This window comes from Actinomadura parmotrematis, assembly GCF_019458805.1.
GTDB lineage: Bacteria > Actinomycetota > Actinomycetes > Streptosporangiales > Streptosporangiaceae > Spirillospora > Spirillospora parmotrematis.
Map to the genome: position 1 here is coordinate 538,190 of NZ_JAIBOA010000001.1, position 12,710 is coordinate 550,899.

At 75.7% G+C, this 12,710-nt stretch carries 14 protein-coding genes; 9 read left to right on the forward strand and 5 right to left on the reverse strand.

Features of this window, described 5'->3' with window-relative positions; translation table 11 throughout:
• The first annotated feature begins 10 nt into the window (after positions 1–10).
• A complete protein-coding gene (locus tag K1Y72_RS02535; RefSeq protein ID WP_220162765.1) occupies positions 11–598 on the forward strand; it encodes a TetR/AcrR family transcriptional regulator in 588 nt (195 codons plus the stop codon).
• A 24-nt stretch (positions 599–622) separates the two neighbouring features.
• Here K1Y72_RS02535 and K1Y72_RS02540 read toward each other — a convergent pair whose 3' ends face one another.
• Positions 623–1,198 carry a TetR/AcrR family transcriptional regulator gene (locus tag K1Y72_RS02540; RefSeq protein ID WP_220162767.1) on the reverse strand — a complete coding sequence of 192 codons (576 nt, stop codon included), beginning with the start codon at positions 1,196–1,198 and terminating at the stop codon, positions 623–625.
• A 124-nt stretch (positions 1,199–1,322) separates the two neighbouring features.
• Between K1Y72_RS02540 and K1Y72_RS02545 the strand changes: the two genes are divergently transcribed.
• The 5 genes from K1Y72_RS02545 (at position 1,323) to K1Y72_RS02565 (ending at position 7,468) form a co-directional block, all read left to right on the forward strand.
• Positions 1,323–2,744: an amidase gene (locus K1Y72_RS02545; protein WP_220162769.1), complete on the forward strand. Its 1,422-nt coding sequence runs from the start codon at positions 1,323–1,325 to the stop codon at positions 2,742–2,744.
• 90 nt (positions 2,745–2,834) lie between these two features.
• Positions 2,835–3,746, forward strand: a complete 912-nt coding sequence (locus K1Y72_RS02550) for an aldose 1-epimerase family protein (RefSeq protein WP_220162771.1) — start codon at positions 2,835–2,837, stop codon at positions 3,744–3,746.
• A 51-nt stretch (positions 3,747–3,797) separates the two neighbouring features.
• Positions 3,798–5,183, forward strand: coding sequence for a glucose-6-phosphate dehydrogenase (gene zwf, locus K1Y72_RS02555; RefSeq protein ID WP_220162773.1), 1,386 nt, complete (start codon positions 3,798–3,800; stop codon positions 5,181–5,183).
• A 130-nt stretch (positions 5,184–5,313) separates the two neighbouring features.
• Entirely contained in the window at positions 5,314–6,111 is a 798-nt protein-coding gene (locus K1Y72_RS02560; RefSeq protein ID WP_220162776.1) for an ABC transporter ATP-binding protein, read from the forward strand.
• Between the two features lies 1 nt (position 6,112).
• Positions 6,113–7,468: an FtsX-like permease family protein gene (locus K1Y72_RS02565; protein WP_220162778.1), complete on the forward strand. Its 1,356-nt coding sequence runs from the start codon at positions 6,113–6,115 to the stop codon at positions 7,466–7,468.
• 48 nt (positions 7,469–7,516) lie between these two features.
• On the opposite strand, the gene K1Y72_RS02570 is transcribed toward K1Y72_RS02565, so the two are convergent.
• Positions 7,517–8,086: a TetR/AcrR family transcriptional regulator gene (locus K1Y72_RS02570; RefSeq protein WP_220162780.1), complete on the reverse strand. Its 570-nt coding sequence runs from the start codon at positions 8,084–8,086 to the stop codon at positions 7,517–7,519.
• Between the two features lie 67 nt (positions 8,087–8,153).
• Between K1Y72_RS02570 and K1Y72_RS02575 the strand changes: the two genes are divergently transcribed.
• Positions 8,154–8,651, forward strand: coding sequence for an FBP domain-containing protein (locus tag K1Y72_RS02575; RefSeq protein ID WP_220162782.1), 498 nt, complete (start codon positions 8,154–8,156; stop codon positions 8,649–8,651).
• 12 nt (positions 8,652–8,663) lie between these two features.
• On the opposite strand, the gene K1Y72_RS02580 is transcribed toward K1Y72_RS02575, so the two are convergent.
• From K1Y72_RS02580 to K1Y72_RS02590, 3 genes are all read right to left on the reverse strand, one after another.
• Positions 8,664–9,131 (reverse strand): MarR family winged helix-turn-helix transcriptional regulator, encoded by a 468-nt coding sequence (locus K1Y72_RS02580; RefSeq protein WP_220162784.1) that lies wholly within the window; start codon positions 9,129–9,131, stop codon positions 8,664–8,666.
• A 10-nt stretch (positions 9,132–9,141) separates the two neighbouring features.
• Positions 9,142–10,164, reverse strand: coding sequence for an LLM class flavin-dependent oxidoreductase (locus tag K1Y72_RS02585; RefSeq protein ID WP_220162786.1), 1,023 nt, complete (start codon positions 10,162–10,164; stop codon positions 9,142–9,144).
• Positions 10,165–10,274: 110 nt separating this feature from the next.
• Entirely contained in the window at positions 10,275–10,667 is a 393-nt protein-coding gene (locus K1Y72_RS02590; RefSeq protein ID WP_220162788.1) for a winged helix-turn-helix transcriptional regulator, read from the reverse strand.
• 73 nt (positions 10,668–10,740) lie between these two features.
• Here K1Y72_RS02590 and K1Y72_RS02595 point away from each other — a divergent pair, with 73 nt between their 5' ends.
• Together K1Y72_RS02595 and K1Y72_RS02600 are read left to right on the forward strand one after the other, a co-directional pair.
• On the forward strand, positions 10,741–11,106 hold the full coding sequence (locus K1Y72_RS02595) for a DoxX family protein (RefSeq protein ID WP_220162790.1): 366 nt from the start codon (positions 10,741–10,743) through the stop codon (positions 11,104–11,106).
• 194 nt (positions 11,107–11,300) lie between these two features.
• The gene (locus K1Y72_RS02600; protein WP_220162791.1) at positions 11,301–12,701 is read left to right on the forward strand and encodes a family 2B encapsulin nanocompartment shell protein; all 1,401 of its coding nucleotides are present in this window, start codon (positions 11,301–11,303) and stop codon (positions 12,699–12,701) included.
• Positions 12,702–12,710: the final 9 nt, after the last annotated feature.

The following is a 12,710-nucleotide window of genomic DNA, read 5'->3' on the forward strand; positions in this document are numbered from 1 at the left end:
TGGGGCAGGGGTGGGCAGGCCGAGCGTCGCCGCCGAGCGGCGGGAGCAGATCTTGCGGGCGGCGGCCCGGTCGGTGGCGCGGCACGGCCTCGCCGGCAGCACGCAGGAGCGGATCGCCGAGGCGGCCGGCCTGAGCCGCTCGCACGTCCGCCACTACATGGGCAACCGCGACGAGCTCATCGACGCCCTGTGGGACCACGTCATCACGCCCTACGTCGCCTCGATGGCCGCCGCGACCGCCGGCCGCGAGCCCGCCGCGCGGCTCCGCGCGCTGGTGGACTACCTGTTCGGGCCGCAGATGGCCCGCAACGACGACGACGCCGTCATCGAGGCGTTCATCAGCGGGGCGATGCACGACGTCCGGCTGCGCGGCCGCGTCTACGACACCTACAGCCGGCTGGAGCGCGAGGTCGCCGCGGCGATCCGCGAGGCCGTCCCCGGCTGCGGCTCGGCGGAGAGCCTGCGCGCGGCCTACGCCCTGCTCTGCATGGCGTTCGGCAACTCGATGCTGGGGACGCTGCCGTTCCCCGCCTCGCGGCCGGCCGGGATGCGGGCGCTCGCCGAGCGGATGCTCGCCGCGCTCGGCGAGCGGGCCTGAGAGCGGGCCTGAGGGCGGGCCGGGTCACGGGCCGCCGACCAGCAGCCGGACGAGCCGCTCGACCACCGGGCCCGTCCGCTCGCTGCTCCAGCGTTCGGGGTCCTCCAGGCTGGACACGTAGAAGCCGCGCAGCACCAGGTGCAGCACGTCGGCGGCGAAGGCCGGGTCGGGCGCCCCGGCGTCGGCGGCGGCCTCGGCGAACAGCCCGTGGTTGCGGCGGGCGTCGCGGGCGAGGACGCGGAGCGCCTCGGACGCCGGGTCGGCGCGGCCGAGGATCTCCATGAAGAGGCGGCGCAGCACCTCGTCGTCGCCGGACGTCGTGCAGGCCCAGGCGGCGACCGCGGCGAGCCGGTCGCGCGCGGGCGCGCCCGCGACGACCGGCGCCATGTCCTCCTCCCAGTCGCCGATCGCGTGCTCGACGGCGTTGGTGAGCAGCGCCTCGCGCGTCGGCAGGTAGTTGGTGACGAGCGTGGTGGACCCGCCGATCCGCTTGGCCACGGCCCGGATGGTGACCCCGTCGATCCCCTCGGCCGCCACGATGTCCAGCGTGGCGGCGGCGATCGTCGCGAGGCGCTCGGTGACGTCGATCTCCACTGGCATGGCGGCAGCGTAGCCCGCCGGAACCCGATGAACAACACTGTTGTACATCAGCGTTGCATCACGTACGCTCCTCCGCATCGCCGGCCCGTCCCCGCAGGTGGGCGGCCCCTCTCTAGGAGCAGGCATGCAACTGTGGCAGCTGTCCGCGACCCGGCTCGCGGCCGGGATCCGCGCCCGCGAGTTCTCCGCGGCCGAGGTCGCCGAGTCCTGCCTCGGCAGGATCGCGGCGGTGAACCCCGCCCTCAACGCGCTCGTGGAGCTGGACCCCGCGGCGGTCCGCGCCGCCGCGCGGGCCGCCGACGAGCGGGCCGCGGCGGGCGCGGACCTCGGCCCGCTGCACGGCGTGCCGGTCTCCACGAAGATCAACACGGCGGAGCGGGGCCGGCTGCTCACCCACGGCGTCGCGGCGATGGCCGGGGTGCGGGCGACCGAGGACGACGCCTGCGTCGCGGCGCTCCGCGCGGCGGGCGCGGTCTTCACCGGCCGCAGCAACGCGCCCGCGTTCTCGGTCCGCTGGTTCTCCGCCAACGACGTCCACGGGCGCACCCTCAACCCCTGGGACGCCGCGCGCACCCCCGGCGGCTCCAGCGGGGGCGCCGCCGCGGCCGTCGCGGCGGGCATGGCGCCGATCGCGCAGGGCAACGACATCGGCGGCTCGGTCCGCTTCCCGGCCGCCTGCTGCGGCGTGGTCGGCGTCCGCCCGACCGTCGGCCTCGTGTCCAACTGGGTGGCGCCCGGCCCCGACGAGCTGGAGGGGCCGCTCACCTTCCAGGCGTGGGCGGTGCAGGGGCCGCTCGGGCGGACCGTCTCCGACGCCCGCCTCGGGCTGCGCGCGATGGCCGGCCCCGACCTGCGCGACGCGTTCAGCGTCCCCGCGCTGCCGCCGGCGCCCGCGCCGGCCGGTCCGGTCCGGGTCGGGCTGGTGCGCGACGTCGGGCTCGCCAAGCCGGACCCGGCCGTGGACGCCGCCCTCGACACCGCCGCCGCGTGGCTGGCCGACGCCGGCTACCTCGTCGAGGAGATCGAGGTGCCGCTGCTGGGCGAGGCGGCCCGGCTGTGGGCGCTGCTCCTCGCCGAGGACATGCGGCCGATGCAGGGCGGCATGCGCCACCTCTGCGACGACGCGCTGCGCACCAACCTCGACTACTTCTACGAGCACGCCGCCCTGCTGTGGGGCGAGCGGCCCGGCGTGGAGGTCTACATCCAGGGCTGGGCGCGCCGCGCCACCCTCATCAACCGGCTGCAGGACCTGCTCGGCAACGACCGGATCCTGCTCACCCCCGCCTGCGCCGAGCTCCCCTTCGAGCAGGACGCCGACATCGCGGACCACGACCGCGCCCTGTCGCTGTTCGCCGCGCAGTGGCCCATGATCTCGCTGCCCGTCCTCGGGTTCCCCGGCGTCACGGTCCCGGTCGGGCTCGCCGAGGGCGTGCCGGTCGGCGTCCAGCTCGTCGGCGGCCGCTTCACCGAGGAGCTGCTCCTGGACGCCGCGCAGGCCGTCGAGGACCGCGCGCCCGCGCTCGTCCCGCCGCTCCCCGCGAGCTGACCCGCGGCGGCGCGCCCGTCATGCGGCATTGCTGATCTTTTGCCGCGATGAACACATCAGCGCGCGCGGCGCGGGGGTATGTACGCCGACATGCGATCTGCGCTGAGCGGCCGGCAGCTCACCCTGGCGGCCGGCGACTACGCGGCCGTCGTCACCGAGTGCGGCGCCGGCCTGCGGTCGCTGACCTTCCAGGGCGAGCCGCTCGTCCTCGGCTACGGCCCGGACGAGCCGGCGCCCGCCGCGTTCGGGCAGCTCCTCGCCCCCTGGCCCAACCGCGTCGACCGCGGCCGCTACACCTGGCGCGGCCGCGACCTGCAGCTCGACATCTCCGAGGTCGAGCGCGACTGCGCGATCCATGGCCTCGCCCGCTGGAAGGCGTGGACGCCGGTGCGCGAGGAGGCGGACCGGGCCGTCCTGGCCTGCCGCCTCCTCGGCTCGCCCGGCTACCCGTTCCGCCTGGCGCTGGAGGCCGAGTACGCCCTGGACGCCGCCGGCGGCCTCACCGTCCGGCTCACCGCCCGCAACGAGGGCGGCGCCCCGGCGCCCTACGGGCACGGCGCCCACCCCTACCTGACGGTGGGCGAGCCGATCGACGGCTGCACGGTCGCGGTGCCCGCCCGCGAGCACCTGCCGGTCGACGAGCGGATGATCCCGCGCGGCCCCGCCGAGCCCGTCGAGGGGACCGCCTACGACCTGCGCGGCGGCCGCGTCCTCGGCGACCGGCGGATCGACCGCGCGTTCACCGGCCTGGAGCGCGACGCCGGCGGCCGCGCCCGGGTGCGCCTCACCGGCTCGGCGCGCACCGCCGAGCTCTGGCTGGACGACGCCCACCCCTGGGTCGAGATCTACACCGCCGACGCCGTGCCGGCGGGCGACCGGCGGCGCGGCCTCGGCGTCGAGCCCATGACCTGCCCGCCGAACGCCCTCGCGAGCGGGACCGGCGTCGTCGCCCTCGACCCGGGCGCCGCGTTCACCGGCACCTGGGGGATCCGGGCGGGCTGACCGGCGCCCGCGCACCACGGCACCCGCGCACCACGGAAGGAACGACCGCCCATGGGCACGACCACGCGCGCCGACGTCCTCGTCCTGTTCGGGATCACCGGCGACCTCGTCAAGAAAATGATCATGCCGGCGCTGTACCGGCTGGCCGAGCGCGGCGAGCTGACCGCGCCCGTCGTCGGCGTCGCCGCCGGCGACTGGGACGACGCCGCGCTCCGCCGGCACGCCCGCGCGGCCGTCGCCGCCGCCGTGGGCGACGTCGACGAGGAGGTCTTCGCCCGGCTCGCCGGGCGGCTGAGCATGGTCTCCGGCGACTTCGCCGACGGCGCCACCTTCGCCCGCCTCGCCGACGCGGTGCGCGGCCGCGGGTTCCTCAGCCACTACCTGGCTATCCCGCCCGCGCTGTTCACCAGCGTCGCGGGGTCGCTCGCCGCCGTCGGCCTGAACGAGAACGCCCGGCTCGTCGTGGAGAAGCCCTTCGGGCACGACCTGGCGTCGGCGCGGCGGCTGGACGCCGAGCTCGCCCGCTCCTTCGACGCCGACCACGTGCTGCGCGTCGACCACTTCCTCGGCTCGCTGCCGATCAACGGGGTGAAGGCCGCCCGGTTCGCCAACACCCTGCTCGAACCGCTGTGGAACCGGTCCTACATCGCCAACGTGCAGATCAACCTGCTGGAGGACTTCGACGTCGCCGACCGCGGCTCGTTCTACGACGCCGTCGGCTGCGTCAAGGACGTCCTGCAGAACCACATGCTCCAGGTGTTCGCGCTCGTGGCGATGGAGCCGCCGAGCGTCGCCGACGTGCGCGCCGAGCAGATCGAGAAGTGGCGGGTGCTGCGCGCGACCCGGCCGATCTCCCCGGCCGGCACGGTGCGCGGCCAGTACGCGGGTTACCGCGACGTCGCGGGCGTGAAGCCCGGCTCGATCACCGAGACCTACGTCGCGACCCGCCTGGAGGTCGACAACTGGCGGTGGGCGGGCGTCCCGTTCTACCTGCGCAGCGGCAAGGCGCTGACGACGAGCTCGACCGACGTCGTCGTGCAGCTCCGCCGCCCGCCGCTCGACCTGTTCGGCGGGCTGGCCGGCGGCACCCCACCCGACCTGCTGCGGTTCCGGTTCGAGCCGACGGCGGGCCTCACCTTCGAGCTGCTGCTGAACCAGCCCGCGCCGGGGGAGCGCGCCACCATGGTCCCGGTGGCGGTGGACTTCGAGAAGGTGCTCGGCCGCGAGGAGCTGCCGTACGAGAACATCATCGCCGGCGCGATCGCCGGCGACCCGCGCCACTTCGCCTCGATGCCGGCCATCGAGGAGTGCTGGCGGATCGTCGACCCCATCCTGGAGCCGACCGACCCGCACCCCTACGCGCGCGGCTCGTGGGGGCCGGACGCGGCGGAGGCCCTGGTCGGCGCCGACGGCTGGCACAACCCGCCGCCCCGCTGACGGGCGCGGCACCAGGGTAGGCCTTCCCCTACCCCGACCGGCACCTTAGACCCCTCCTCGCCCGCCCCGCCGGTCCGTAGCTTCGTCCGCAAGAGCGCTCCACCGGGGCGCCGGCGGAGAGGCGGAGACGATGAGGCGAGGCGAGGCGGCACGACCGGCGGAGGGGGGACCGTCGCCCGAGGCGCTCCGGCTGGAGGGCGTGCGGAAGGTCTACGGCCCCGAGGAGAACCGGGTCGTCGCCCTGGACGGCGTCACCCTGGCGCTGCCGGCCGGGTCCTTCACCGCGGTGATGGGCCCCTCGGGGTCGGGCAAGAGCACCCTGCTGCAGTGCGCGGCGGGGCTGGACCTGCCGAGCGCGGGCCGGGTGTTCGTGGACGGCGCCGAGCTCGCGGGCCGCGGCGAGGCCGCGCTCACCCGGTTCCGGCGGCGGCGGATCGGGTTCGTGTTCCAGCAGTTCAACCTGCTGCCGACGCTGACGGTCCTGGAGAACACGACGCTGCCGCTGCGGCTGGCGGGCCGCCGCGTGGACCGCGACGCGGCGCGCGGCGTCCTGGCCCGCGTCGGCCTCGGCGACCGGCTCGGCCACCTGCCCGCCGAGCTGTCGGGCGGGCAGCAGCAGCGCGTGGCGATCGCGCGGGCCCTGGTGGCGCGGCCGCCGCTCCTGTTCGCCGACGAGCCGACGGGCGCGCTCGACACCCGCAGCGCCCGCGACGTGCTGGCGCTGCTCCAGGAGGCGGTGCGCGCCGACGGCCGGACCGTGGTGATGGTGACGCACGACCCGGTCGCCGCCGCGCACGCCGACGCCGTCCTGTACCTGGCCGACGGCCGGATCGTCGGCCGCCAGAGCGCGCCGACCGCCGAGACCGTCGCCGCGCGGCTGACGCACCTGGCCGACGAAGTCGCGCGGCAGCGGACGGAGGTGGCGTGAGATGACCTGGCTGGCACTGCGGTCCCTGCGCCGCCGCGCGGGCGCGTTCACCGCGAGCCTGGCCGCGATGGCCCTCGGCTCGGCGATCATCATGGCGTTCGCGTCGATGCTCGACACCGCGCGGGCGGGCGGCGCGACCGGCCAGGCGCGCAGCACCCTCGTCACGATGGCCTCGGTCGTCGGCGGCTGGGGCCTGCTGCTGGTGGCGTTCGCGGTCACCTCCACGCTGACCCTGGCGATCGAGCAGCGGGCGGCGGAGACGGCGCTGCTGAAGAGCGCCGGCGCCACCCCCGGCCAGCTCACCCGCATGATCGTCGGGGAGGCGTGCGGCCTGGCCGCCGCCGGGACGGCGCTCGGCGTCCTCCCCGGCGCCCTCGCGGGCCGGGGCCTGCTCGGGCTGCTGCACGGCACGCACCAGGTCCCCGCGGACGTCGGCTACGCGTTCGGGGCGGCCGCGCTGTCCATCGGCGCCGGCGTCACCTTCGCGTCGGCCTTCCTCGCCGCGCTCGTCGCCGCGCGGCGGGCCGGGCGCACCGGCGCCGCCGCGTCGCTCGCCGCGGCCTCCGCCGGCACCGCGCGGCTGAGCCGCAAGCGCCTGGTGCTCGCCGCGCTGTTCCTGCTCGGCGCGGTGGACGAGGCCGTCGTCACCGTCACGGTCATGGACGGCAAGGGCAGCGACGCGATGGCGACGTCCGGGCAGGCCGACATCCTCGCCGCGATCGGGCTCGCGCTGCTGTCCCCGGTGCTCGTCCGGTGGGCGGCGGCCCTGCTGGACCGGCCGTTCCGCGCCTTCGGCGCGGCGGGCGACCTGGCGATCACCACCATGCGGCGCCGCGCGCCGTCGGTGGCGTCCGCGGTGACGCCGGTGGTGCTGTTCACCGGCACCGCCGTCGGGACGCTGTTCCTCCAGGCCACCGAGAACGCCGCGACGGCGGCGGCGGGCCTCGCCAAGACCGCCGACCAGAAGGCGATCGAGACGCTCAACCTGACGGTCATCGGCATGGTCGTGCTGTTCACCGCGATCATGCTGGTGAACACGCTGGTCGCGGCGACCGCGCACCGCCGCCGCGAGTTCGCCCAGGCGCGCCTCGCGGGCGCCGTCCCGGGCCAGGTGCTCGGCGCGGTGGCGCTGGAGTCGGCGGCGGTCATCCTGATCGGCGTCGCCTGCGGGACGGTCGCGGCGGTGTTCACCGTCGTCCCGTTCGGCCTCGCCCGCAAGGGCTCGGCCGCGCCCGACGGCAGCGTCTGGACCTACCTCGCGGTGGTCGGCCTCGCCGTCGCCCTCACCGGGATCACCGCCCTCGGCGCGGCCCGCCGCACCGTCCGGACGCCCGCGATCGAGGCCGTCACCGCCTGACGCCCGCGGCGGCCGGCCCCCGTCCCGTACCCGGGACGGGGGCCGGCGTCATTCCCGCGCCCGGTCCCGCAGGGCGGCGTCGAGGGTGTCAAGGATCCAGGCCCACGAGGCGTCGGCGCTGCGGGGCCCGTGCCCGAAACCGCCCGCGATCTCCAGGTCGACGTACCCGTGGAAGGCGCCGTGCAGGAGGCGGACGGCGTCTGTCTCGGCGGGCTCGGGCAGGCCGTAGCCGCGCAGCAGCGCCCGCGTCAGCGCGGAGTGCCGCGGCGCGGCGCTGTCCTCGGCGGCATCGGCGTCCAGCTCGAACCGCATCGCGGTGTAGCGGCCGGGATGCTCCTTGGCGTAGGAGCGGTAGGCGCCCGCGAAGGCGACGAGCGCGTCCCTGCCCGCCCGCCCGGCGAGGGCGGCGGCGGCCCGGTCCGCCAGCTCCTCCAGCGCTAGCAGCGCGACCCGCATCTTCAGGTCGCGGGCGTTGCGGATGTGCGCGTACAGGCTCGGATCCTTGACGCCGAGCCGCCGCGCGACGGCCGAGACGGTCAGCGCGTCGAAGCCGATCTCGTCGGCCACCTCCGCCGCCGTCCTGGTCAGGCGCTCGGGGGTGAGGGCCGCACGCGCCACGGGACCTCCGCAGGCTAATCGAATAAGTCGTTTGCCTAAATATATTAGCCCGCTTAGCCTCGGGTCCATGAGACCGCTGACCGAAAGCGACATCCGCGCGTCGTTCGTCAACTGCTCCAAGGGGGAGGCCAAGCGCGCGGACCTCCCCAAGGGCCTCGCCGAGCTGCCCTGGGACGACCTGGACTTCCTCGGCTGGCGCGAGCAGGGCGCCCCCGAGCGCGCCTACCTGGTGGCCGAGCGGGACGGCCGGCCGCTCGGCGTCGCGCTCCGCGCGGTCGCCTCCGGGGGGCGCGGCTTCACCGCCCGCAGCATGTGCTCGCTCTGCCTGACCACGCACACCGGCGGCGGCGTCGCCCTCATGACCGCCCGCCGCACCGGCGAGGCCGGCCGCCAGGGCAACACCGTCGGCCAGTACCTCTGCACCGACCTGGCGTGCTCCCTCTACACCCGCGGCAAGCGGCGCTCGGCCGCCGGCGACGGCCCGGACGAGACGCTCACCGTCGAGGAGAAGGTCGCCCGCACCCGCGCCAACCTCGCCTCCTTCCTCACCAGGGTCACCACCTGACGGAAGGGTCCGTCAGGGGTCGTCGCGGAGCGCGGCGGCGAGCCGCTCGGAGATCTCGGTGAGGGCGTCGAGCTGGGCGGGGGTGAGCGGCTCGACGAGGCGGCGGCGGATGTGGGCGGCGCGCAGCGGGAACGCGGCGGCGACGGCGGCGCGCCCGGCGCCGGTGATCGTGACGACGGCGGCGCGGGGCGCGTCCGGGCTCGGCTCCCGGGTGACCAGGCCGCGCCCGGCCATCCGGGTGAGGTGATGGTGCAGGCGGCTCTTCTCGAAGTCGGTGACGTCGCCGAGCTCGTAGGGCCGGAGCGCGCCGCCGGGGGCGTCCAGGAGCGCGCCGAGGATGGCGAGGTCGGGCTCGGAGAGCCCGGTGTCGCGCTGCAGGTCGCGGGACATGCGCCGCCAGAACCCCACCTGGGCGTCGAAGAAGGCCCGCCACGCGCGGTCCTCGCGCGCGTCCAGCCACTCGCCTGCGCCGTCGGACATGCGCGGGAGTCTAGCCCGCGGCGAGCGGACGGCTCGGCAGCTCCCGGCGCAGCACCGGGGCGATGTCGGAGAAGAACAGCTCCAGGGTGCGGCGGTGCTCGGCGGCCCCGAGGACGGCGGCGTCCACGTGGATGTGCAGCGCCTCGTGGCCGAACAGCGCGTGCTGCGCGTGCACCTTGTCGATGACCTGCTGCGGGCTGCCGACCAGCGCGGAACTGTCGGCGATCCACTCCGCCACGTCGTCGTAGGGGATGGACCCGCCGTCGAACCGGCGGTTGACCGCGAGCCGCGCCTCGAACACCGGCCGGTACCCGGCGACCGCCTCCTGCGAGGTCCGCGCGCCGAAGTAGCCGGAGGTGCCGATGCCGACGAGGGCGCCGGCGGGGTCGTGCCCGTGGTGCGCCCAGCGCTCCCGGTAGTGCCGGACGAGTTCGGCGTACGGCTCGGGGCGCCCGCGGCCGTTGGAGGAGAAGAGCGGGTCGCCGTGCAGCGCCGCGAAGTCCGCCGACTCCGGGCTGGTGGCGCTGCCGTGCCAGACCCGCAGCCGCTTCTGCAAGGGGCGCGGCAGCGCCTCCGCGCGGTCGAGAGGGCGCGGGCCGTCCGCGGTGACGTCGTCGCTCTCCCACAGGCGGCGGAACAGCTCGTAACCGTCGCGCAGCCGCCGCCACCGGTTCTCGGGCGTGATCCCGAACAGCGCGGCGGTGCGCGGGTACCCGCCCTTGCCGATCATGAGGTCGAGGCGGCCGCCGGACAGGTTGTCGAGCGTGGCGTAGTCCTCGTAGGCCCGCAGCGGGTCCAGCATCCCGAGCGTCGTCACGGTCGTGAACAGCCGGATCCGGGACGTGCGCGCCGCGATGTGGGCGAGCAGGACCGGCGGCGCGGACGAGACGACGGGCCGGTCGTGGCGCTCGCCGACGCCGTAGCCGTCGAAGCCGAGCTCCTCGGCGAGGACGGCGGTGTCGACCAGCTCCCGGAGCTGATCCGCGTCGGACGCGCGCTGGTCGGGGACGTGCGGCAGCAGCAGGAACTTCATCGGGGCCGCCCTCGACATTGTCGATGAAAGAGACAGGAAAAGTAGGGAAATGGCGGGGTTCGCCCCCGCCCGTCCCGGCATCATGGACGATGGCGAGTTGACGCGTCAACTCACTCGTCGTGCGCGGCGGTCTCGCGGGCCTCGTGGGCGGCCCGGCGCTCCTCCAGGTCCGGGGCGTGCTCGGCGGCCCAGCCGGCGAGGGCGAGGGCCGGGCCGATGAGGCTCCGGCCGGTGGCGGTGAGCGCGTACACGACGCGCGGCGGGACCTCGGGGTGCGCGGTCCGCGACACCAGGCCGTCGCGCTCCAGGTTGCGGAGCGTCAGCGTCAGCATCCGCTGCGAGATCCCGGGGAGCCGCCTCTCCAGCTCGCCGAAGCGCAGCCCCCCGCGGTCGAGGGTCGCCACGACGAGCAGCGTCCACCTGGTGCCGATCCGGTCGAGGACGGCGCGGAGCGCCCGCCCGCCGTCCCCGCGGATCGGGCAGGTGCGCTCGGACCCCGTCATGGCCGCCTCCTGCACGTCACGCACACGCGTGTGCCTTTTGTACGGCTTTCCATGGTGGCGCATCATGGCGCCCATGCACATCGCTTACGGGATCCTCGCCGCCCTGCTGGCCGCCTTCTACCTCTACGCCGGCGGCAAGAAGACCGTGCAGAGCCGGGACGCGCTGCGGCCCATGATGGGCTGGGTCGACCAGGTCCCGATGCCGCTCGTCCGCGCGATCGGGGTGCTGGAGGTCCTCGGCGCCGCCGGCCTCGTCCTGCCGCCGCTGACCGGCATCGCGCCCTGGCTCGCCGTCGCCGCCGCCGTCGGCCTGGCCCTGATCCAGATCGGCGGCATCGCGGTGCACCTGTCGCGCGGCGAGGCCCGCGTGATCGGCCTCAACATCGGGCTGCTGGCGGCGGCCGCCGCGGCGGCCTGGCTCGGTACGTCCTGGCTCTGACCGGCGCGCCCTGATCGGGGGCGCCCGTCCTGCGGTGTGCGCGTCGAATGCGCCGAACGCGGGGCGGCTGTTGGCGAGGAGGCGGCAAAGCGTTCACCAAGGCAGACGCGCCCGGAGGCCGCCGATCGGCACTGTGTGGGCCGTCCGAGGGCCGCGCAGGAGGCCCTCGCCAACCGAGAAGAGGACGGCCCCCGATGACGACCACCGTTCCCGAGCCGGCGGAGCAGCCGACCAGCCTGACCACGGCCGCGGCGCGCAACCTGGCGACGACGACCAAGTCGGTCCCCCAGATGCAGGGCATCTCCTCGCGGTGGCTGCTGCGGGTGCTGCCCTGGGTGGAGGTGTCGGGCGGCACCTACCGGGTGAACCGGCGCCTGTCCTACACCGTCGGCGACGGCCGCATCGACTGCGTGACGACCGGCGCGTCGGCCCGCGTCATCCCGAACGACCTCGGCGAGCTGCGCTACCTGCGCGGGTTCGGCGACGAGGCCGCGCTGGGCGCGCTCGCCGACCGGTTCGTGCAGACCGAGTGGGAGGCGGGGGAGACCGTCGTCGAGGCCGGGACGCCCGCCGACCAGCTCTACGTGATGGTGCACGGCAAGGCCGAGCGCGTCGGGACCGGCGAGTACGGCGAGCCCGTCTCGCACGGCATCGTCGGCGACGGCGGCTACTTCGGCGAGGACGCCCTCGTCGCCGACGACGGCTCCTGGGAGCACGGCGTGCGCGCCGCGACCGCCTGCACGATGCTGGTCCTGTCGCGCCGCGACTTCGCCGAGACCGTGGCGCGCGACGCCGGCCTGCGCGGGCACGTCGAGGCCGCGCTCGCCGCCCCCGCGCCCGACACCGACGCCGGCGGCGAGGCCGCGATCGCGCTGTCGTCCGGCCACGAGGGCGAGCCGGTGCTGCCCGCCACCTACGTGGCCTACGAGACCGCGCCGCGCGAGTACGAGCTCAGCGTCGCCCAGACGGTGCTGCGCGTCCACACCCGCGTCGCCGACCTGTACAACGAGCCGATGAACCAGGTGGAGCAGCAGCTCCGCCTCACCGTCGAGGCGCTGCGCGAGCGCCAGGAGCACGAGCTCGTCAACAACCGCGACTTCGGCCTGCTGCACAACGCCGACCCCGCGCAGCGCCTCACCACCCGCTCCGGCCCGCCGACCCCCGACGACCTGGACGACCTGCTGGCCGTCGTCTGGAAGGACCCGGCGGTGTTCCTCGCGCACCCGCAGACGATCGGCGCGTTCGGCCGCGAGTGCAGCCGCCGCGGCCTCTACCCCGCCACCGTCGACATCGGCGGCCGCCAGGTGCCGGCCTGGCGCGGCGTCCCGATCCTCACCTGCAACAAGATCCCGATCAGCGGCACCCGCACCTCCTCGATCCTCTTGATGCGCACCGGCGAGCAGGCGCAGGGCGTCGTCGGCCTGCACCAGACCGGACTGCCCGACGAGTACGAGCCGGGACTGAACGCCCGGTTCATGGGCATCGACGACCAGGCCGTGCTGTCCTACCTCGTCAGCGCCTACTACTCGGCGGCCGTCCTCGTGCCCGACGCCCTCGGCGTGCTGGAGGGCGTCGAGCTCGGCCACGCGGGCTGAGGGCGCGAC